At 41.3% G+C, this 21,141-nt stretch carries 16 protein-coding genes; 5 read left to right on the top strand and 11 right to left on the bottom strand.

The window, feature by feature from the left end:
• Positions 1-100: 100 nt before the first annotated feature.
• Entirely contained in the window at positions 101-550 is a 450-nt protein-coding gene (locus FZF08_RS29920; protein WP_159478006.1) for a MauE/DoxX family redox-associated membrane protein, read from the top strand.
• 149 nt (positions 551-699) lie between these two features.
• Entirely contained in the window at positions 700-957 is a 258-nt protein-coding gene (locus FZF08_RS29915) for a hypothetical protein (RefSeq protein ID WP_159478003.1), read from the top strand.
• Positions 958-1,266: 309 nt separating this feature from the next.
• Here FZF08_RS29915 and FZF08_RS29910 read toward each other — a convergent pair whose 3' ends face one another.
• From FZF08_RS29910 to FZF08_RS29895, 4 genes are all read right to left on the bottom strand, one after another.
• On the bottom strand, positions 1,267-2,625 hold the full coding sequence (locus tag FZF08_RS29910; protein WP_159478000.1) for a RagB/SusD family nutrient uptake outer membrane protein: 1,359 nt from the start codon (positions 2,623-2,625) through the stop codon (positions 1,267-1,269).
• Positions 2,626-2,636: 11 nt separating this feature from the next.
• Positions 2,637-5,846, bottom strand: coding sequence for a SusC/RagA family TonB-linked outer membrane protein (locus FZF08_RS29905; protein ID WP_159477997.1), 3,210 nt, complete (start codon positions 5,844-5,846; stop codon positions 2,637-2,639).
• A gap of 32 nt (positions 5,847-5,878) precedes the next feature.
• On the bottom strand, positions 5,879-7,252 hold the full coding sequence (locus FZF08_RS29900) for a TlpA disulfide reductase family protein (RefSeq protein WP_159477994.1): 1,374 nt from the start codon (positions 7,250-7,252) through the stop codon (positions 5,879-5,881).
• 228 nt (positions 7,253-7,480) lie between these two features.
• Positions 7,481-7,804, bottom strand: a complete 324-nt coding sequence (locus FZF08_RS29895) for a hypothetical protein (protein ID WP_159477991.1) — start codon at positions 7,802-7,804, stop codon at positions 7,481-7,483.
• A 746-nt stretch (positions 7,805-8,550) separates the two neighbouring features.
• On the opposite strand from FZF08_RS29895, the gene FZF08_RS29890 reads away from it, so the two are divergent.
• The 3 genes from FZF08_RS29890 (at position 8,551) to FZF08_RS29880 (ending at position 11,261) form a co-directional block, all read left to right on the top strand.
• Positions 8,551-8,883: a hypothetical protein gene (locus tag FZF08_RS29890; RefSeq protein ID WP_159477988.1), complete on the top strand. Its 333-nt coding sequence runs from the start codon at positions 8,551-8,553 to the stop codon at positions 8,881-8,883.
• 113 nt (positions 8,884-8,996) lie between these two features.
• Positions 8,997-10,070: a hypothetical protein gene (locus tag FZF08_RS29885; protein WP_159477985.1), complete on the top strand. Its 1,074-nt coding sequence runs from the start codon at positions 8,997-8,999 to the stop codon at positions 10,068-10,070.
• Between the two features lie 105 nt (positions 10,071-10,175).
• Complete coding sequence (locus tag FZF08_RS29880; protein ID WP_159477982.1) at positions 10,176-11,261, top strand: hypothetical protein; 1,086 nt, start codon at positions 10,176-10,178, stop codon at positions 11,259-11,261.
• A gap of 68 nt (positions 11,262-11,329) precedes the next feature.
• Here FZF08_RS29880 and FZF08_RS29875 read toward each other — a convergent pair whose 3' ends face one another.
• From FZF08_RS29875 to FZF08_RS29845, 7 genes are all read right to left on the bottom strand, one after another.
• Positions 11,330-13,111: a UvrD-helicase domain-containing protein gene (locus FZF08_RS29875; RefSeq protein ID WP_200837199.1), complete on the bottom strand. Its 1,782-nt coding sequence runs from the start codon at positions 13,109-13,111 to the stop codon at positions 11,330-11,332.
• A complete protein-coding gene (locus tag FZF08_RS29870) occupies positions 13,102-15,216 on the bottom strand; it encodes an ATP-dependent endonuclease (protein WP_159477979.1) in 2,115 nt (704 codons plus the stop codon). The genes FZF08_RS29875 and FZF08_RS29870 overlap by 10 nt, the downstream gene beginning before the upstream one ends.
• 177 nt (positions 15,217-15,393) lie before the next feature.
• Complete coding sequence (locus FZF08_RS29865; RefSeq protein WP_159477977.1) at positions 15,394-16,305, bottom strand: BRCT domain-containing protein; 912 nt, start codon at positions 16,303-16,305, stop codon at positions 15,394-15,396.
• Positions 16,306-16,552: 247 nt separating this feature from the next.
• Positions 16,553-17,422, bottom strand: coding sequence for an Rpn family recombination-promoting nuclease/putative transposase (locus tag FZF08_RS29860; protein ID WP_159477975.1), 870 nt, complete (start codon positions 17,420-17,422; stop codon positions 16,553-16,555).
• Between the two features lie 277 nt (positions 17,423-17,699).
• On the bottom strand, positions 17,700-18,731 hold the full coding sequence (locus FZF08_RS29855) for an RES family NAD+ phosphorylase (RefSeq protein ID WP_159477972.1): 1,032 nt from the start codon (positions 18,729-18,731) through the stop codon (positions 17,700-17,702).
• A gap of 62 nt (positions 18,732-18,793) precedes the next feature.
• Complete coding sequence (locus FZF08_RS29850) at positions 18,794-19,732, bottom strand: sce7725 family protein (RefSeq protein ID WP_159477969.1); 939 nt, start codon at positions 19,730-19,732, stop codon at positions 18,794-18,796.
• Positions 19,733-19,742: 10 nt separating this feature from the next.
• Entirely contained in the window at positions 19,743-20,627 is an 885-nt protein-coding gene (locus FZF08_RS29845; protein WP_159477966.1) for a sce7726 family protein, read from the bottom strand.
• Positions 20,628-21,141: the final 514 nt, after the last annotated feature.

Raw genomic sequence — 21,141 nt, 5'->3', positions numbered from 1 at the left:
GATTTACTTAACGTTTTCATCTGAAGTTGAAATAACAGGCTTGTAAATGCGGAAGCATTGCGAAATCCTCAAATCCTGGTATCAGATAAACCACATAGTCATGATATTTCTTACATCCGAAAAAAAAAGCAAGGCCATTGCAATCATCACAGCGTTACTGGTGATGCTGTTCTTTTATACCGCTGTCAGTAAACTATTGGATATGGAAGAATTTCTAAGGCAATTGACCAACCAGGCATTGCCTGGTTGGTCAATTGCACCGTTGTTGTGGCTAATACCGATCAGCGAACTTATTACTACGGTACTCCTGCTTATTCCCATGACACAAAAGGCGGGCTTGTATGCGTCAGCAGTTCTGATGGCACTATTCACGGCGTACATGGGGCTTGTGCTATTAAATGTTTTTAGCCGGGTTCCATGCAGCTGCGGTGGTGTTTTGAGGAATCTGGATTTCAAAACACATTTCCTTTTTAACTTTCTTTTTCTAATGATCGCTATGGTTGGCATTTATATCATCAAGGCAGACAGAAATGTCCATGCTGTAAAATGAATCATTAGCCGGAATCAGGCACAGTCTGGTTGACTGCCCTAAATCCGCCAGGGACTACGAGACTTACCCGTCCTGGGTTGCCGTGCTGAAAACCTGAAAACAGAGTAGGCGTTGATTTACCTTTCATCAAAAATTTACTTTTTATCAAAATGAAAAAGTTAAAAATTAATCTTCTTTTTGCTTCGGCCCTTATGTTGGGCGGAGGTCTGGCTATCGCTAATGAAGTAGCGTTTGTCGATCCGAATGTATTTAATAACAACGCCAGTACAACTGGTGCGCCGGACTGGCAGCCGATTGCTTCTCCTGCTGATGCTACCTGTGGAGCTGCAAGCTCGCGCGCTTGCAAAGGATATAGGGCGACACCAACGGGAGCGGTTACCAATATCGTGACAGGCGCGAAGCCTTAAAATATCGCTGATTTAATTCTTAAAGTCCGCCGGGTAGTCTTTCTGCCCGGCGGACTTTTTTATTCTCTAAAACGCTAAGTCAGGCATTAATCGGGAATGTGCATGAACTTATTTGACGCATCTTTAATAGTTTGGGTTTTTTTATTGACCGCCAGGCCACGTGTAATGTTTTCTGCATAGTCTGTTGAAAGGTAAGTTGTGTTTAAGAATGAAAAGGAAAATTTAAGGGGTAGGAATAATCTGGATTTGTGTTTAAGCTCAATACTGTAAATCACAGGCAGGAAAAAAACAGCTTTTGCACCTTTTTTGTCATCTGGGATTTTGCGGAATTCCACTGTAAGCAATCTCATCTTCAGGAATAGGAAAAGTATATTTGTTATCACCCGGTTTTAGTTCGAGCGCTCTTGCCTGATAAGTCCTCTGAAGCTTCATTGCGAACCGGCTATCCGGATTTAGCCTGCGCAGATCTGTCCAGCGGAGTCCACGTGCTATCAGTTGTTTCCTTCTTTCGGACAGAATCGCACGTAAGGCGCCGGCTTCCGTTTCAGTGCTAAGTGGGTTAAAACTTTTTGGAGCGTATCGCATACGGCGAAGCTGATTTAGCACCTGCATGGCTTGCGGTATTTGCCCGGTTCTTGCCAGCGTCTCTGCTTTAATCAGGTAAAGCTCATCGCTTGCAAGTCCTCCAAAGCAAAAGCTGCCACCGGTGTAGCTACCCTTGTAATTTCCTTGATCAGTGAAAAAACAAGTTTTTCTCTGATCCCCTTCCTCATATGAATCGTACAAAACCGAATCAGCATAATAAGCCGGATCCGAATTCAGAGAAGTATTGAGTGCCGAGAAGAAAATAATTTCCGGATTTCCTGATGAGATATAGGGAAGTGGAAACGGGTTTGCCAATGAGTCGGCCAGGGTATTATAATCCAGAAGACGGGCGTTATTTTCAAGGGAAGCCAATGCATAAGCAAGTGCATTATTGTAGTCCTGCATGATTAGGTATACACGGGCCAAAAGAGCCTGGGCAGCTGCGGCACTGGGTCTGGTGACGACTGTTGCTTTGGCTGGAAGCAGGTCTTTAGCCGTTAGCAAATCACGCAAGATCTGCTGATAGGTCTGCCTCACGGTCCCGCGTACAGACACGTCTGTTACATTAGAAGTGAGTCTAAGTGGGATTCCGGCCAGATTGTCTGCAGTTGCCTGTTCAAATGGTGCGCAGAATTGCTGGGCAAGATTATAAAAAGCCATAGCCCTGAAAAACAGCGCTGCCCCCCTAAGTTGCTGCCGTAGTTTTTCAGGCTCAGAAGCCGGGAGTTTTTCGATCCCCTCCAATACGATATTGGTATATAAAATTTGCTGATAAGGCAGGTCCCAGTCTGAGGACGGCTCCTGGTTAAAAATCTGTTTTTCCCATAGATAGGCATTACGGATCTGTACCGGTTGAATATCAAGATCGGCATCGGAGATGGTGAAATCGCCGTCGGAAAACTGATTTAATACCGGCCCCTGATTCATAACGTCACTGGCATTATCCAGCAGTGCCTGCAATTCAGGTAAGGTTGTTGGTACCAACAGGGATTTCTCCGGTCTTTCATCCAGAAAGTTGTCACCACAACTTGTTACAAGAAGGCTGGTGATCAGTAGGTAGGCAATGAAAAAAAATGTTCTCATCAGATTGCAGATTAAAATGAAATTTGGACGCCAGCAGCAACAGTTCGTACCGGAGGGAAATTCGAAGTGGCATAGTCGGGATCAAGTCCGCCCTTATATGATTTCCATAAAATGCCTATATTATTGGCATACAGGTAGATACGTAAGTTGCCTACTGGCAATTTTTTGAAAAGGGATCTGGTAAAATCGTAACTTAAATTCAGATCCTGCAAACGGATATTGTCCGCCTTATGGACCAGTACCTCAGACTGTTCGTAGAAAGAATCCCGGCCATCTATATCGGATAGTGGCGCGGAAGGAACAGTGGTGAACATTTCATCGCCTGGTTTCTGCCAGCGGGATGCATAGTCGCCGTGTCCGTTTTGGCCATAGTTGAGCCCGTACACATAGTCGATCGATTTTCTCCTGAAATAATAGCCCAGACGGTAACTGATACTGACCGACAACGAGAATCCTTTCCACGAAAATGTATTTCTTAAAGCACCAAAGACCGGTGGTCTGGCCGGACCGTTGTAGATCAGATCGGCTGGCTTCGCGGTTGTAATGATTCCGATATAATCTTTGCTGATTTCTCCGTTCAGATAGCCTTGCGGATCACCATTTGCCGGGTCAAGTCCTGCCCAGCGGAGGCTGTACACTGAAAAAAGTGGTCGCTGTTTCATGGGAACAATGCCCAGACCGTCCGCAGCCGTAAGATAGTCCGTCGGAGAAAAACGAGCGTCGTAACGGGTTACACGGTCCTTCACCACACTCAGCAGGAAGTTTGTGTTCCATTGAAAAACACCCTGTACATTTTTGCTGTTCAGGCTGAGCTCAAGGCCCGAGGTTTTCGTGCCGGCATAGTTTCCGGTAAAAGTCTTGATGCCGGACGACCCCGGAAAGGGCAGGGTTCCGATCAGATCGATTCCTTTTTTATGATAGTATTCGATACTCCCGGAGAAAATCCGGTTGCGCGTTTCAAAATCAAGACCAGCGTTGATGGTTTTGACACGCTCCCAGCGCAGGTCCGGATTCGGAGGGTTACTGACTGTGGCGTAAGGCAGACGCGTATAAAAATCCGCAGCCGAATACGACGCCGTGGTATAGGCCGAAACATTTTTGTTGCTGTTCCCACTGAAACCAAAAGTGGCGCGCAATTTAAGATAAGGCAACCAGCTGATTTTATAAAACTTTTCCTGGTGCAGATTCCAAGCCGCACCTGCTGAATACAACGGTACACCCCGCTGATTGGCCTTTACTCCGAAAAGATTGCTCTGATCCAGTCGGCCGCTTGCGGACAATATGTACTTGCCTGATAAAGTATATGCCGCATTGGCATAGTAGGAGAGATAACGGTCAGTCAATACGTTCTGGGCATCCTTATTGGTAATCCTCAGATTAGTCAGGTACGGGTTTACAAAGGAAGTGAACGGGCTGACATAGTCCACCGGCTTGCTGGTAGCATGCTCGTCGTCATATCCATACAGCCTTGATGTGCTTAGAGTTTGTTGAAAGTCGCGGATTTCGCTGCCAATGATCGCGTTCAGATCGTGCTTCTGATGCCACGACTGATGAAAATCCAGTTGTGCGCGCAGATTCTGTGCGTAAAATCCGCCATCACTTTTGTCGAGAATGCCTCCAGCGGGAATCGGTGTGGTCAGTGATCCATCCGCACTGACGATCGTCAATTGATTTATTTCATTCCGTGTATAATAGGATTGCCCGCTTCTCAAATTCCTGTTCTGGGTGGTATTGCGACTGTATTGGTATAGGAGTTCGGCCGTCAGAAAAGGTTTTACTTTGTAATGCATTCCTGCATTGACACGGTAATCAGTATTGCGGGTGACATTATCGGCAAGCTTGAGTTCTTCCAGCGGCCTGTATTGCCAGTCGGGTAGTCCCTGCCCGGAGGTGCTTTCAAGAAAAGATGGGCGGTATTGGTTAATCACCGAAAGCGGGTTGCCCTGGTCATCGGCCAGTCTCGCATACGGATAAAGGGCTGCGCCCCTGCTGTTACGAAAAGTAGTATAGGTTGGCAGGCCCGGATTATTCTGGTTGGTTCTGCTTTCGGTATAATACAGGCTTGTACTCAGGTCGAGTTTATTGCTGAGCATGCTGTAGGTGTTTGACATGCTGAGTGTGTAGCGACTGAAACCATTCCCTATTTCGCTATTACGGTTGTGGTCGTAACCTGCCGAGGCAAAATAGCGGTTGTGGTCAGATCCCCCCTGAAGCTGAAAGGCATATTGCTGATTGACAGCGGGCTGGTAGAAATACTTTTGATAATCCCTTCTAACATCATACTGTTTTAGCTGCTCAATCTGATTGTCTGCTTCCTGTGGTGAAATGGACCCGTCCCGGCTGGCTATCAATAGCTCAATGACAGGTGTAAGCGGGAGTTTGTTGTAGCTGTTCTCAGCATTTATGTATCTGCCTTTGGCAAACATCGCTTTTTCATTTTCAATAAAGTCCGATGAGCTCATGATGGGTTGGTAGTACAGATCAGGTCTTTTGCCCGTGGTCACGTTGGAATTAAAAGTTATCTTGGGAGCCTGCTTAAAGCTTCCTTTCTTGGTGGTAATCACTATCACGCCGTTTCCTGCCCTCGATCCCCAGATGGAAGCCGCGGCGGCATCTTTCAACACGGTAATCGATTCTACATCGTTGGGATTGATCGTGGAAGGGTCACCTTCGTATGGAAAATTGTCGATTACGATCAGGGGTGAAGTACCGGAGTTGATCGTGCTCTGTCCCCGGATTACCAGACCTTGGGCCGCTCCTTTGCCTTTGTTGAAGATCAGTCCGGGAACGGTATCTTCCAAGCGGTCCATGACCGAGGTGCTCACACGCCGTGATATTAAAGTCAGGTCCACGTTCGCAAAAGACCCCGTCGCTCTTTCTCTGGGAATTTTCTGATAACCGGTCGATACGGTTACCTGTGCCAGTTGGTTTGCATCTTCTGAAAGCGCGATCACTATCAGGCCCGAAGCAGATAGGTTCACGCTGTATTGGAGGGTCACAAAGCCTATGTAAGATATGACGAGCTGGTTTTTATCAACAACGTTTAAAGCGAAATGGCCGTTTTCGTCAGTGGTGACACCACTGGATTGGTCTTTAAGTTTGACCACCGCACCCGGCAGGGCAGTGCTGTCGGTAGCGGAGACAACTTTACCTGTAAAGCGATGTTGCCCGTGGGCAATCAGGCTTGATAGGAGCATAGCGATAAATAAAAATGGTTTCATAGTATGATGATTAGTAACAGGAGATGAGTTGTTCAATGGCTTTGGGCAGGAGTGAGCTTGTCTCGAATCACCAGCATGTCCAGATCAATCTGTTTTTTGATAAACTGAATGTCATAGCGCGCCAGGGCCGAGTTCAGTGAGCGGATGTCCGACATATTGGCTTCAATATCCAGGTCAATGTTGCCGGTGTATCCGGTTCGGTCTACCAGGGGAAGTGGTGAGGAGGACATATTGAACACATTCAGATTTGTCACAAACCCGCTCAGTGTTCCGCTGCGGATGCGCAGGCTGAGGCCGTCCTGGGTTTCGGAAAACGCGCCGCTTTTTGCTTTGAGTTTGTCGGCAGCCGATGTCCGGATCAAAACCAGGGCATTTTTGTTTCGTTTCTCCACCATGGCTTCATATTGTGGGAAAAGTCTTTGCAGATCCTGGCGAAAGATTTCCCAGACATTTTCTTTTAACTTGTAAGGCACCACCAGTTCATAGCAGACGGCATTTTGCCGAAACCAGTCGCTGGCTTCACTGCCGCTCGCATGACATTCTACTTTACCAGGGTCATGAACTTCTACGGCAAAAAAACCATCGCCGAAAAATTGCCTGGCTTCTCCAAAGGCAATTTTGAACAGCCATAAAGGAGAAATGTTTGTGAACGTGATCCGGTACGGCATATGCTCTTCTCCTGGATTATCAATGTGGTAGCCTCCAGGTAGGCCTTCGATGTAAGGGGTAGAAACGGAATGGTAGGTTTCAGCATATTTATCGGTGTTCCGTGCCAGAAACTCTGCCAGGGGCGTGGTGGTATTGTCATAAACGGGCCGGTCCTGATCATTTTTGAGGGCAAGGCCGGTACTCCCGGTTTCCAGGATCCTGGCAATGTTGGCAGCCGTAACCTCATCGCCGTTGGTAATCGCGCGGACGATTCCCGCTTCATCAATCCAGACATAGTGGGGGTAGACATTGTGCGGGAATAATGTACTGAGCTGGGTGTCGCCAACCACTTCCGGTGTCTCTATACGCCATCCCTTTTGTCGGGCGAGCCGGTCTCTGAACCGCGTTATCTCCTGATCCAACTGGTAGGCAACGGGCAGAAACTGAACCCGTCCCTGAAACTGACGTTGCAGCGAATCCATAAGCGGGATCGCCGCCACGCACGGGCTGCACCAGGTTGCCCAGAAATCCAGAATGAGCAGTTTTCCCTTAAAATCAGATCGTTTTAGCTGGTCTGAATCGTGATGCAGAACATTCGTAATGGTGAAGTCAGGTACGGTATCGCCGATCTTCAGGGGACTCAGCTGCGAAATGGTTTGTGCACGCAGAGGCTCCCAGCACCAGAGCAGCAGGTAGAGGAGCGAAAAATAGAACAGACAGGGCAGTACTTTGCCTGAAGAGCAAAAACGTGAGTTCATTGCAACGAAGATTTTGAAGTTAATAATGGAAGGAAGAATAAATACGGCCTTTTTTGGATAGGTAGCGTATTTTGTAATTTGGTCATGACCAAATCATCGTACCTCATCCCAGCATAAGCCGTAAGGCTTTACTTTATTCGGGTTTACGGATTATAAGCTGGAAAACGAAGTTATGGCAAGTGTTCATAGTATCAGATAGCTCGTGCAACAAGGTTATACATGCAAGTCTCAGTCTTTTCTGGTTATGTTTACCGAGGGTGAAGGTTCTGCTCTGGAATAGAAATAGAAAGCGATCAAAGCCTTACTCAAATCATCATAAAACTCCTGCAATTTCTCAGTACCAGACTGGAGCGGAACCGTTTGCCCCTTTGCGGCAATGGAGAGTTGGAAAAGTAAAATGGTGCATTCCAAAAGTGGATATTTATCCCAAAAAGCATGCATTGTTTCGGAAGGGGAAAGGATGCACTCTTCATGTGCTATACTAAGCGTTTCACTCCATGATTTGTATTCCTCGCCCATGTATATTTCTCTGTTTTTTACAAATTCAATCATTGTCTGGTAAGTTTTGATGAAATAAATTTTAATGGAGTGGGTTGCCCGCTTTTTTGAAATTGATTAGTAAGGAGTGTTTCTTCAAATGATGCACGGCAAATCATATATAGCCGTTATTGTTTTTTTACCTCGATGGAAACTTCCAACACTGATGTAGCTGGCGGTAGACACAGAGATCCCGCATCAATGTCGAAAGACAGAGAATAAAAGATTACAAGTAACCGTAAACCAAACCTAGGCTTGCCTTACTCCGGTTTACGGATGATCAGACGATAAATGAAAGATTTACTCATACGCGTAACAATAGTTAGGCTTCAATATTGAAGCATGGAACATTGGTAATTGTTACTTGGAGTCTAGGAAAATAGGATCGCCTTGTGAAGAAAAAATGCGTGACAACCCAACTTACCGATTTAGAGGCCCTGAGAAGCCTTGGAACGAATAAGCGGGCGCCACGCAATGCGTAGCGCTTCCCACCTTTCGTCTCGTTCCAATGAAATTTCTTAGGTTTCTAAATCGAGACTCATAAGTGTAAGCATGGCAGAAGCCTATACCTACAAAAATACTGTACTATTTGTACTAAAAAAAGTAATTTTCGTTTCGAACATTAATATGCTAAGTTCAGCACCTTATAAGATCAAAAGTAACTAGATAATTTACATTTTGCAAATTTCTATTATCATTTTGCAAATTTTAATTCCTTTTGATTTGGCTCCTTTCAAGCTTTGGAATATAATCTATAATTCATGGCAGATAAAGAAGGAAAAAATAGTACCGAAAAGTTATCAAAAGCTCTACTTTCGATAGCGTCGATGTTTGAGACAGGTAGAATAAAAAGTATGAGAGATATGACTTCTTTACATCCAACGGCACTAGTTAAAGCACTCGGTATTAACTACGGAGGGTTTATGAGTAAATGCAGTTCCCCGGAAAAATTTGTAGTTTCTGATATTATAAAACTATCCAACCTGTTAAATATTGATTCTGAATCAATTATGAAAATTGTATTAAAAGAGGCTCAGGAGAATTTTGATAAAAAGAATTTAATAGCATCGGCTAAGAAAAGTAATGAGAAGTAGGTAATTTAAGGCAGTTAGTAATTTAAGGATTGGAGCTTTTTAGCTTGCGAAGGGAAAATTTCGGAATTCGCATCCCGAAAAATGTGCGTGATATGAATTTAATAAAATAATAGATGGACGAATATTGCGAACTTTTTGAACAAATTGGCGAAACCATACATCCTGAAAAAGATGAGAAAAACAGAGTTGTCAATAAAATATTCAATTACGGCAATTTTCGAGGTGAGCTCTTTGAGGCTTATAATGATTTTTTTCTGACAGCGCAAACGCTTGCTAAGACTACTCGAAACATGGGTTATTTGCGTTCTGACGTAATTTTCTATTTTTCGACATATGATAAAATAGACGCGTTCGGAGGAATTCAAAGAAGTTCAGGTCAGGCCTATGTGATCATAAGTCATGCACTTTTTGAAGCAATGCATAGTTTCTGCAACGAAATTTCTGAGCCGTTGAATGATTTTTCCAGAAAAAATGGCCTTGTCATTGACCAGATTACTAAGGTTAGAGCCAAACAATTTCTATTTTCAATCGCATCAACCTATTTGTACTTTCATGAATTAGGCCATGTAATTCAGGCAGAAGGAGATGTCGACCTGGATGTTTCCAACAGCGACAATACCTCCAATAATCATGTTAATCCCTATGACGAACGGTCCCACATGAGAGAACTCGATGCGGATCAATTCGCAACGAGAATGATATGCCTGTACATGTTAAATTATTTTGACAATGGCCTGGATGATGAATTAAGAACACCTCACAGAATGGCTGAATTAACAGCATTTACGCTTCTGGGGATATCAGTGCTATTTCACGTTCTGTCAAACAATCTGACCAGACCATTCCACTTAACGAAAGGCTCGCATCCACATCATTCCATTAGAATAAAAAATTCTCTAGAAATCTTTAATGATATATTTAAGAAAAATTTGATAGAGGTTGATGAAGATAGACTTTTGGACTTGTACGCCAGAGTATATGTGCGTGTATTCAAAAGTGCTTCATCATTTGTTAATCATCTGTTCCAGCCTGAACCAATAATGATAGTAAACGACTTGGGTGAAACTGTGGCGGCTCCTATTTCTCCCCAGGTTAGGGCAAAAGAAATTGAAGATTATCTTGTACTTCTCTTTGAGCGAACGTTGACTGATCCCAATAGCTTATTAGTAAGGCGAATTCCGAGTTAATTAATTTAGAGGCTAATCGTTATGATAATTCAAAGAAATTCCGTGATGACTTCTTCTCAATTAATTAGCTGTATCAGCACAAATGAAACAAAAATATAAAATGACATGATTACAGTAGATTCCTACAACTTACATTTCGATACGACGCATTTGCTAAAACCTAAACCTGAAAATTTTGAAGAAGTTATTGCTAGGATCAAACCAATAAAATGTGACCTGTTCTATAATATAATAAGCGATCCAACCTGCGGTTATGAAAAAAAATTCTCGGAAGGCCGCATAAAAGAGCATTACAAAAACATGGGTGCTGAGGCCAGGTTCAAAAACATTTTTGAAGAGAAAATTATCTATTCCAATCCCAAAAGTTATTTTGTCAATAAATTGGCAACTCTCCTCCCGAGCGAGTGCAATGAAATAAAATCCGTCAGCTTTACCTTTTGTGGTCATAAAGAGCTTAAAAGACATTTTGTTGCACGAGGATCTGAATTTGGCATTTGCTTTTTCCATGATTTCTTACAAGATCGGGGCATACGCCCGGTATTTTATCTTAATGATTCGGATACCGAAATGAAAAAACGGATGGTGTTTAACTCCCCACATTTATTAGAGGTCTACAAAAAGGGATACGATATGAGATGGGAAAAGGAATGGAGGATTGGATCCGATTTGCATTTTACTCAGAACGACATTGCATTTGTCATTGTACCACAAGAAAAGCACGAATACTATGTGAACTGGTTTTCTGAAATCGTGGAATTTGAAGATATTCAAATTATTACCTCCAATACCTACAAATCACCAATAGATCATTTGATATTCTACCCACAGCAGACAAATAACAGCTGGGATCAGATTGAAATTTTCAGAGACAATGATATCAGGGGCTTCAAAATTGATCCAGACCTATTTAATGAGCTGGACTATTTCAAAAAAATGAGATTCTCAGACAATCAAATTGAGAAGCTTGATTGTCTTGCAAAAAATACGATAATATTAAATTATGAGTATGCCTATGTCAACAAATTTCTTGAATTTGCCAAGAAAGTAGCAGGACTTGAAAATATTAATGAACTTTTCGCGGACTACGATAGTATAGCGTCAAATATTCAAGAAGCTGTTGATACTCAAAGAGATTTGATTATAAGTCTTTTTGAAGAATTATTTAGGAGGTGTGCACCAAATGTTGATTAAAAAAAATTTGAAGGATATTAGAAAAATAGTACGATGAGAATACGATTATGAAGCGTATATTGGGATCATTAAATCTCATCATAATCAAAATTTACAAGTTGTAATTCAGTATTGGTGACAAGGGGTTTTCCTTTCTGCGTCTTCCTTCCAATTTCGCTTATAAGGTGTAAGTTTGTCTTAGCTCGGGAGCATACTACATAAAGTAGCTTCTTGGATGCATCTGATTCATTACCCGCAAATATTTCATTCCAATGAGGAACATATCCCCGTAGTAATCCATAGGCTATAACGGTTTCGAATTCTTCCCCTTTAATTCCGACACAAGTGTTTATAACTACTCCAGTCATCTCTCGATAGAAACTTTTGAAAGATTCAATGTCGCTAGGAATATTGAATTCAGTGTCCGTCAAACGTCGTCGGATACTTTCGAAAAACTGATCATGACTTTCTATAAGGCTAGGGAAAGTTACATAGTCAAGGTCAACCACATCTAAAAACTTACTAAAACAATCATGTAAATAATCAATACCTTCCGTTTCAGCTGAACGGATTGAATTAATTAGTTTTAGCAAATTTCTGATATTGCGGTAATTTTCGTCAAATTCACCTTTGCTTTCAGTTACAAAGTCATTAATTAACTCGTTTGCCCATCTCCTTCTTAATGTATATAGCTTAGGACTGGGTGTTGTTAGCAGCAACCTAGATAGTTTATACCAAATATTGTCTCTGTTTTTCGACATTGGAGATAGGCCGGAAGCATCAAAATTTATATCTGGAAGTTTAATTCTTAATTGTCTGCTAATTTTTGTAACCAACCACCACTGAGGAACTAACAAACAAATTTCGCTTTCCGAAATGCCTTTTTCGATACTTAATTCTATTAACCTAGCAATTTCAGTTACAAGGTCGCGCTCATTAATTGAATTATTAAATGTAATAGATCCTTCTAGCTTTGCGTTTTTACCAACCGCAATTATATCAATTGGTTGAGTTTGGAAGTGTCGATAAAAGTCAATAATTCTTTGGCATGTTCTATAATTACCGGTCAAGGTCAACGGCGTAATATGTTGATTGCCAATTTCAAAACGAATTTCTTCAATCGTCTTCGCAACTCCTCCCAGAGACGCATAAATAGCTTGATCTGTATCTCCCACCAGAAACAAAGCCGTATTGCCCTTCCCAACCTTAACAATCTGGGAGATGATCGCGTACAACAAATCTTGTGTATCCTGAAACTCATCAACACAAATCAGTCTGAAAATATCTGATAAAGTTTTTTGTATTCTTGGAAAGGAAGATAATATCTTATATGCGTAGAAAAGCAAAAGTTCAAAATCAATTTGTTTTGATTTCCGAAGTATTTCATGATATTCTGAGAGTACCTTCTTTTCTTGCGCCTTGTTTTCTATGAAATTACCATCTCGGCCAAAACGCAGGTTAATCGAATCTATTTCTTTAAGATTATACTTCGTCTTCAACGAACTCAAAAGGTCTAAGCAATAGCTTTCATCTGCAATCGAAAAACCATTCCTAAGTTCGGGCAAATACCCGGCATATGGTTTTACGATCCACTCTAGACAAAATGAGTGCAACGTACCGGACCAAACTTTTTTACTATTAATACCCATCGAATTTAATCTTCGAAAAATCTCCTCGGATGCCCTAATTGTAAAAGTTACAGCTGCGACACGTTTGCGCCTTAAATGGTCAATGCGTTCAATCTCGTATGCAAGTTTGTGAATTATAACGCGTGTTTTTCCACTTCCCGGACAAGCTGTTAACAGCACATGTCCGTCTTGCGTAACGGCTGTCCTTTGTTCGGAACTCAACTTGGAAAGAATCATAGACATTTCAAAAATAGTGTTAGCTGATCATCTTCAAAAATCTCACAAAACTCTTCTAGCAAAGTCTCAATCGATTTATCTTTGTCTTCAAATTTTTTTGCTTCTTCCGTATACAACATTGATACATCACTTCTCATACACTGCAACCTATGTTTGACCGCCTTAGCTTTTGAAGCTTCGTTGATATGAGAAGAGGCGAATGCAATCGCATCCAAAATATATTCTGGAATATAGGTGTTACACGTTACCTGTTCAGCTACTAAAAGAGCAAGCCAGCCCTTTCCATATTTATTAGCCAGACGTAAAACTTCTACGCCTGCCACTTCGGGCGTCTTATTTTCAAGCTTCTCCTTTGATTTTGAGACATTTGAAGGATTTTTATAAATTCTATTGAGGCAATTTGTAAATTCTAGGCTATTGTCACAAAGAAGTAGATCAACCTCGAAAGTATAATCAGCGTAAAAAGCTTCGAGAAACCAACTATCATCGCAAAGCTTCTCGAGAGCAACCATTCTCTCGTCGCCGCTTTTTTGTGACGCCCGGCAGCTCTTCTGATATTTGGTGTCTAAGTCAGAGTCTTCTGGCAGAGAAATAACGGATGAATCCCGATCCGTTATGATTGCGCAATATTTTCTTATTCTATCTTCGTGAAAAAGTCGCGCAACGTTTTTAAATCCAGTGCTGCCAATATTTACAAGACTCACTCCTATTTCGTCCAAAGAAAGCCCAATAACTTGTTTGAATAGTTCGGGAATAAGGATTTGCTCAGCATCTCCCTCCACCAATAGTACGCCTTTCGCAAAAAGTAGATTGCTTCGAACGGCATCAAGGTAACGTTCAATACGCCCAATGGAATCTTTATTTAAGTTCTTAAATGGATGATATATCTCTGCTTCCTGCTGTCCGCGAGCTAGTATGTTAACACTGCTTATTTTGCTGACAGACGAGATGTGTGTCGAATGCGTACTAATTATCACTTGAGTTTTATTTTCTCGAAGGCTTTCAAATAGTGTTTTCTGAATATGCGTGTGAATATGCGCTTCCGGCTCTTCTACAAGAAGCAAATTTGCTATCTTATCATTTTTAACTTTTTCGTACTCGAGCAGTTTTAGAGATAGATAAATAAGATTTGCTCCTCCTAGACTTAATTCCCCAATTCGGCCCTCGTATCCGGCCTCATCTGGATCACCAACCCATAATTTTAGTGACTGGAAAAGACGTTCCATTTCATTAGGAAGCTCAGATTTAATATTAATATTAGGAGCATAAGTAGTACCAACTGCTTCCTTAATGCTGCGATCAACACCCATTTTCACTTCCTTGACTTCATCAAGTTCACTTATTTGAGTATTCAGTTCATTAATACTACCGATTATTTCTTCCTGTTTTTCTACATTAACCGTCTTTTCCTTCCCTCTTAATAAACTCACCAGAGGGTTATTATTATACGATCGAAGATCGGCTTCCACATCCCGCAATGCCTTTATAAAAGTGCAAGATATCTCGTTATGAATATTAATTTCATTCGACAACCAAGTACCAAAAACTAATTCCTCCTTGTCCTCAGGATCAGGAAATTCGATTGCCTCAAAATTACCTATGTACCTTTGATATACAGCATCTTCACAAAAATCGCCACCACCCCTACACAAAAAAACAGTCTCATATTCTTTAACAGTGATTTTTTCAAGAATCAGCTTTAATCCCGCTCCATTCTTATCTGGCGTCATCGAGTAATCATACAACTCTTTTCGAATTAAGAACTTTGGGCGGAAAAAAAGTGCATAACTGCCCTTATTTTGAGTGTCTATACGGCCACTGATTTGGATAGCAAGCGCTTTGGCTTCTTCGCTAGAATCTAAATTTTCAAATTCTAGTGAAATTATTATCCAATGTCCACGCCAATTCAAACTTATTCCTCGATTGAAATCTCCTTCTGAAAGCCGGAGGTTTCGTGGCAAACTATCGTCTAGTAATAAACGAAGTGCAAAGAATAAATTAGACTTCCCTGAACCATTTTCGCCAATAACAGTATTTATGCCACTGTTGAATAAAAATTTGGCATTCTTAAAATTTCTAAAATTTCGAATTGATAGAGCAGAAATATGCATTGAAATTTTGTTCTACTTTTTAGCGTTTAAATAATCCGATTTCCCAACTTTTGACTTTGTGCACAGACCATTCCTTGATAAGGAAGAAAAACTGAGTCCTATTCGTATGGCAAAAAATGGTTATTAATGAATAACGGCCTATGCCTCCAGAAATACATACTAATCTATATGTCAAGATTACGAATACCCGAAAGTTTTAAGCACATCAAGCAAATCCTGTTCAAAAACTACTTCCGGCCCTGAACCTTTCTTTTTCATGTTCATTGCTTTCTCAACCTTACGCCCATACATCTGAAATGCCCAGGCTGGATTGGGGACATCGCAAATAACGAGGTAATGAAGTTGTGTAGTAACGGACGCCGCTGCAACACCACCGTACATCTCCACGATTTTAGCCAGCTCCTTGCGGGTGTAGTTCGGAGATTCTCCGGTAAAACAAAAGGTTGAGTCCTGGATGAGAATGGAAACTGCCTGCATGGGCAGCTTGGCAACGGTTTCAGTTTTTGTCTGCCCAACTGGTTTAATCGCAGAAACAGAACGGCAAAATGAAAGCAGTTCACCGTGCTCGTCTGCCGGAAGCTGTCTATCAGCACTAATTCTGTCGATAGCAGGAAGCAGGGCATCAAACGGCCAGGTATTGAATAATGATTCGTTTTCTGAGGACCAGTTACGCAGAGCGTTTAGCTCACCTGCGTTAATGGTATTGTCAGCAGATATTCCGGCCAAAAATCCTCCGAGCTGTTGTGTAGCGGAGGTGATCACGTCATAGTAAGGATTGGTATTATAGTCGAGATAGCTCCGGCAAAGCCAGATCAGATCCTCTGCTTCTTCGACAGTCACGATGCCGTCTTCCAGAATTTCATTGATTTTTGCAACCAGTTTGAAATAAGGTGCTTTGGATTTTAACGTACCGATGGAATTCACCCAGGAATGCAGAAGCTCAATTTCTGTTTCGTTGATGTGCCCATCTGCTTGTATGCCTACGATCAGGCCATAGAGGGTATTTAGGTCTTTGTGAAGCTGCGCTGGTGCACAGAAATTACGGAACGTGCCGCTGTCGTAAGCGTCAAAATAAGTAGTATCAAGCATGGAAAATATTTAGATAGAATCGGGTAATCTAAATATAGTAACCTGAGTAGTACAAATTAACTATTTGGGAGGGAAAACTTATTTAACGGTGAGAGTATAGTACCGGCTGAGCAGAAATCTTGTTCAGCCAGGAAGCTTAAAAGTTTTTCGATATTACTTTTCTTGTGAAGAATTGAAATTTAGGGGTGGGATTAGGCAAGGTTGCAGTACCGTAAAAATTATATGTAACGGAATTTAGCAAATAATCTTACTTGCTCATCTCATTTTGAACACGGGCGACATAATCGGGTGTCACTTCCAGTATATCACAAATAGTATCGACAGCAAAGCCTTTCAGAAGCATGTTCTGCGTGTTTTTAAAAAGTGTTTCGTTAACCCCCTCCTGACGACCGATCTTTTTTCCCTTTTCAACAAAAATGTCTAATGTGCTCATGACAGTATTCTTTAATTCTAACGGTAATGTCTCAATTGTCATTATGATTTGCTCTTCCTTGAATCCGCTACTTTCAAATATATAAACAATGAACTTACTTAGCAAGTTCTCGGGAACATGTTCTGGAATAGACAGTAGCCTCAAAAGATTGACTTCCAGCCACTCTTTATCAAATGTATGTTTTAAAGCTAGCAGCGACGCGACAAGAAATTTATTGTGCAATAATTCCACCTGCTCGTCCGATAAGTTACCAAGATTATTATAGACGAAGTCGAATTCTGGGAGAAACTGCTTCCATTCAGGTTCTAAATTTTTGAAAAGATCGCCCAGAGTATGGTATTCCCATTTTTCCTTTCCATGATATAATAGTACTGGAATGATAAGTGAAAGCTGCTTTTCCTTAGCCTCAATTTGTTTCTGCAATCCAGAAAAAATGTAGCTGCCTATTTGAACAGGAGTGTACTTATCGGTGTAACTCTTATGCTTAATCAACAGCGATACTTTTATTTTTCCCTTTCGATCCTTCCTTTGGCAAGAATATACAATGTCTGACATCGTTTTCTGCAATTCTGCAGATACATAAACGTCTGGCAGCTGCGTAAGTGTGGAAAAATCCAGTTGTCCGGCTATAAATGGCGGCAGGTAACTTTGGAAATATTCAATTGCAATGTTCCTATCAGCCATAATGGCTCGGATTCTGTCCGACGATTCGGAAGGAGTCGTGTATGGAGGTGATTTTGCCCATGGGGCCCAAGATAGCAGGATTTCTGAAATTTTTAAGTGAACTGAGTGAGCTTATTGGAGTTATCGCGGGATATATCGGGCAAGATAGGATTCTCTTATCGTTTTATTTGCTTCCAAATACCGGGATCAAGTGTCGAAAACGGAATCGTTGCCCTACAAAATATGGGCTTATTGGCTGGGAACATACAAAGGGGTCCAGCTCCGAAGAACCATTAGATTAACTCATACTGGTAACCAACCCTGTTTGCTCCCAAACGTAATGAAGCTCGCTTACAGAGTAGAATTGAGTACTGGTGCAGCTGAGCTTGTGATCATTGAAAACTGCAAGGTTAAAGCCGGATGGATTCATTGCGCTTCTATACTCCACTGCGTCAAATCCAATGGATTTGATGAACTCACAAAGAAATTGCGTGGGGAGATAATCAAGATCACTGTCCTGTTTTCTGACTGGTTTGGATAGCTCGGAACCTAGCTTCAGTAAATAAGATTTTACCCGGATAAATTCTTCAATACTAAATCCCTTTGTTTCAATATCGAATGGACCGTATTCATTTACATTTTTCAAACTTACAACACTGAGAGGAGCAGTAGTAATGAAATCGCCCAGTGTAATCGTCTCATGTAAACTTATTCGTGTTTCGTAAAGAGTTGTCTCCTGATCATTGGACATATATAAATACGGTATTCCAACAGGATTAGCTCTCCCGGCACTTGTCTTTTCTTTGGGCGGCTTGCCCATTTTGTCAATGGAAAGAGGCGTATCTGATATTCGACCCCGGTAGAAGACAGTGCCAGTTGAATAGGTTTTATTCAGCCTTTCAAAAACCGATCTCAGCGTGTCTGTATCGATCATTTCTGTAAGAAAGAACCTGTTTTTGCTTTTTATCTCAGTTGTAAATACATCCCATTTCAAGCCCAGCTCCTGAGCGTCTGTATTGTATTGCGGGTTAAAATAAACAGGCTCTTCGAACAACCTGCGGTCGTAGTTTGCTGATTCTTTGGCAATGCTTTGTAATAGTAATTGACACTGGCCGACAGGAAGTACCTGATTGTCAAATAGATTTGGCCAATAGGACAATATGTGATCAAAGATCATCACCTGCTCTCCATGTGGTTCAGCGGGGTCAAAACCGGAAACAACTGAATAGGTAGATAGCAGATTATCAAATTTGTCCGCAAGAAGTTTAATATCAATGACAGATACGGCTGATGCATTCGAGAATTGACAAAGTCCAGTGGCCGTTGCCATCGAAGTAATGAATGCTTTAATAGCATGATCGGAAAAACAGTTCGCGCTGCAGTTCATGTAAATCAAAGAAGGGATTGTACCAATTCGATGTGATGCATGATTGACAGCTTTTTGATAATTCCCAGACCGGGAAAAGCTTGCCGCTCATAATAATCTTTGAATTGCCGAATTGCGAGGGAGTCTAAATCACGATTGTTTACAAATTTCACCAGCTTTGTCAGCGCTTCATAAAATTTACCGGCGGTATCTTCTATACCGTCATTACTGTCGGACAGAAAGTGGCATATTCTGATATCTTCGCTATCGGGATCTTTATAAGTCAAATGAATAGCGACTGCGTAAGGCAACATACCTCCTTCGATATATTCTCCACCAATTGTCAGATAATCCGCAAAACCCTTATAACCCTCCTCACTGAAATAGAAATAATCGTTTGAGAAATTTTCGTCCGGATACTGTTCATAGTCGGCGTTTTTTTTCTGTTTTACAAAAGGATCGTTGAGGTAGGATAAAATTTCCTTGTTGTACTTTCTTTTCAAACCGAAAATATGATTGATCTGGATAAAGACATTTTTTGCCGCTGTTTTTCCGATAAGGGTTGACAGTTCGTTGGTCGATGTAATGGTATTGAGCTGTACGACGCTGTATCCTGATTGATCATAACCTCTTTCAACAATCGTAGATTTGAAGAAAACGAAATCTTTTTCACTATTGATTATAAAGGTTGGCACTACGTTTGTAACACCATGGGCTGGTAAATTGTCGATAAAGTCAAGTACATCTCCCTTTGCTGTTTTGAGATCTCCATGCTCAGGATTTACAATTAGCTGAATTTCAATTTTCTGCCTGGTTAGCGTTTTCGCAGCAGTCAATATACTTTTTAGATCTCTTTTTACCGGTTCTATAATGGGTGATATTTTTTCCGGGTCTAGTGGTAATGCCGCTAATTCCCGTAGTGCTAATAGTTCAAATTGTTTGCCACGCAGAAAGGGGAAATACATGGAGAATTATTTAGAGTTTACTATTCAATCTTTTAATCAAAGTAAGGTAGGAATTTGAATTCAGATTGAGGTGATAACATGAAAATTTTATGTATTCTGGCAAAGCACCGGATACTATTAAATCGTTGGTTTCTTTATTAATTCTTTTCTTGATAACCTCTAAATATTTTTTTTGAACAAACTCAGTTTCAAACTGACCGACTATCTCCAGGCACTCAGTGAAAAGCTTGACGGGAGTTGTGTTTGGAATGTATCCACAGATGAGCCGGGTCATTTCCAGATATTCGCTTTTACGAAGAGATTTGAACATTACTGCACAGTCGAGCATTGAATTATTGACTCTTGCGCTACGGATGACTGATATACCACCTTCGTTAGAAAACGCTAGTAAGCCGACCTCAGACTGCACAATTTGGTTATACTTCTCAATCAGACTAATATGGGTAACAATGTATACCTCAGAGAACGCCTTGTAATAATCAGCAACTTGCGAATTTAGCCGATCAGCGGAGTCCAGTTCTGTTTTTATTTCAAAGACCTTATTTGTGCCATTTACCAGAACGGTGTCAGCCTTGGACTTCCCAATTCTAAACTCATTCAATAAAATGGTGTCCGCTAGTGAGTAATTCCTCAAAACAAACTCATTGAGCAGTGCAGATTTGTAGAGATATTCGTAGCGATATTCTTTTAAAAGATGTTGATAAGCGTAATGAATCAAATCATTGACTGTCTTTGGCCTATCTGCCTCCATGCTATCCCATGAAAGCATTTTTTTCATTCTTTTAATGTACGCGCCTGACTTGTCTCCTGTTATCACTGCCTTGAGGGCAGCATTATTGATCAGCCGTGAAAGACGCCTTGGATCAATGATATCAGAAGATTTTTGAGCAAGCATTTTTATTTTGTCAAGATAATGTAAACTCCGTATGATAATTATTATACAGCATTTAAGATGCAAACTTAGCGAAAATCAGCATTAATGAAGCACGCTTCATGGATTGGCACTGATAAAAAGGCCTGATCATTGATTTTCGTTTAGTAGATCGGTCGAACGTTTGATGTCTGACAAATTTCTAATGAACAACACACCGATTCCGGATTAAGAGAACGGTTTGTGAAACTGCGACGGTCCGCAGAAATTACGGAACGTTCCGCTTTCGTAAGCATCAAAATAAGTAGTATCAAGCATGGCAGGTATTTAGATAGAATCGGGTGCTCCAATACAGTTACCTGTATTGTACAAACTAACTATTTTGGAGGGAAAACTTATTTAACGGTGACAGGTATCCGTCAAAGTGTAATCCTCTTTCCTAATCGCAAGGAGGGCATTGATCTGAGAAATTTGAGAGGATTGGGTAGGGTAGTCCATAATTAAGGAAATACGCTACGGTACTAAACTCGGGAATTTT

The sequence above is a fragment of the Dyadobacter sp. 3J3 genome (assembly GCF_009801115.1).
Lineage (GTDB): Bacteria > Bacteroidota > Bacteroidia > Cytophagales > Spirosomataceae > Dyadobacter.
This window is presented reverse-complemented; position numbering and strand designations above follow the sequence as displayed.

Bases quoted from the DNA above. Each gene is read 5' to 3' on its own strand.
- FZF08_RS29920 (WP_159478006.1), top strand. From the start codon at position 101: ATGATATTTCTTACATCCGAAAAAAAAAGCAAGGCCATTGCAATCATC.
- FZF08_RS29915 (WP_159478003.1), top strand. From the start codon at position 700: ATGAAAAAGTTAAAAATTAATCTTCTTTTTGCTTCGGCCCTTATGTTG.
- FZF08_RS29910 (WP_159478000.1), bottom strand. From the start codon at position 2,625: ATGAGAACATTTTTTTTCATTGCCTACCTACTGATCACCAGCCTTCTT.
- FZF08_RS29905 (WP_159477997.1), bottom strand. From the start codon at position 5,846: ATGAAACCATTTTTATTTATCGCTATGCTCCTATCAAGCCTGATTGCC.
- FZF08_RS29900 (WP_159477994.1), bottom strand. From the start codon at position 7,252: ATGAACTCACGTTTTTGCTCTTCAGGCAAAGTACTGCCCTGTCTGTTC.
- FZF08_RS29895 (WP_159477991.1), bottom strand. From the start codon at position 7,804: ATGATTGAATTTGTAAAAAACAGAGAAATATACATGGGCGAGGAATAC.
- FZF08_RS29890 (WP_159477988.1), top strand. From the start codon at position 8,551: ATGGCAGATAAAGAAGGAAAAAATAGTACCGAAAAGTTATCAAAAGCT.
- FZF08_RS29885 (WP_159477985.1), top strand. From the start codon at position 8,997: ATGGACGAATATTGCGAACTTTTTGAACAAATTGGCGAAACCATACAT.
- FZF08_RS29880 (WP_159477982.1), top strand. From the start codon at position 10,176: ATGATTACAGTAGATTCCTACAACTTACATTTCGATACGACGCATTTG.
- FZF08_RS29875 (WP_200837199.1), bottom strand. From the start codon at position 13,111: ATGTCTATGATTCTTTCCAAGTTGAGTTCCGAACAAAGGACAGCCGTT.
- FZF08_RS29870 (WP_159477979.1), bottom strand. From the start codon at position 15,216: ATGCATATTTCTGCTCTATCAATTCGAAATTTTAGAAATTTTAAGAAT.
- FZF08_RS29865 (WP_159477977.1), bottom strand. From the start codon at position 16,305: ATGCTTGATACTACTTATTTTGACGCTTACGACAGCGGCACGTTCCGT.
- FZF08_RS29860 (WP_159477975.1), bottom strand. From the start codon at position 17,422: ATGGCTGATAGGAACATTGCAATTGAATATTTCCAAAGTTACCTGCCG.
- FZF08_RS29855 (WP_159477972.1), bottom strand. From the start codon at position 18,731: ATGGCAACGGCCACTGGACTTTGTCAATTCTCGAATGCATCAGCCGTA.
- FZF08_RS29850 (WP_159477969.1), bottom strand. From the start codon at position 19,732: ATGTATTTCCCCTTTCTGCGTGGCAAACAATTTGAACTATTAGCACTA.
- FZF08_RS29845 (WP_159477966.1), bottom strand. From the start codon at position 20,627: ATGCTTGCTCAAAAATCTTCTGATATCATTGATCCAAGGCGTCTTTCA.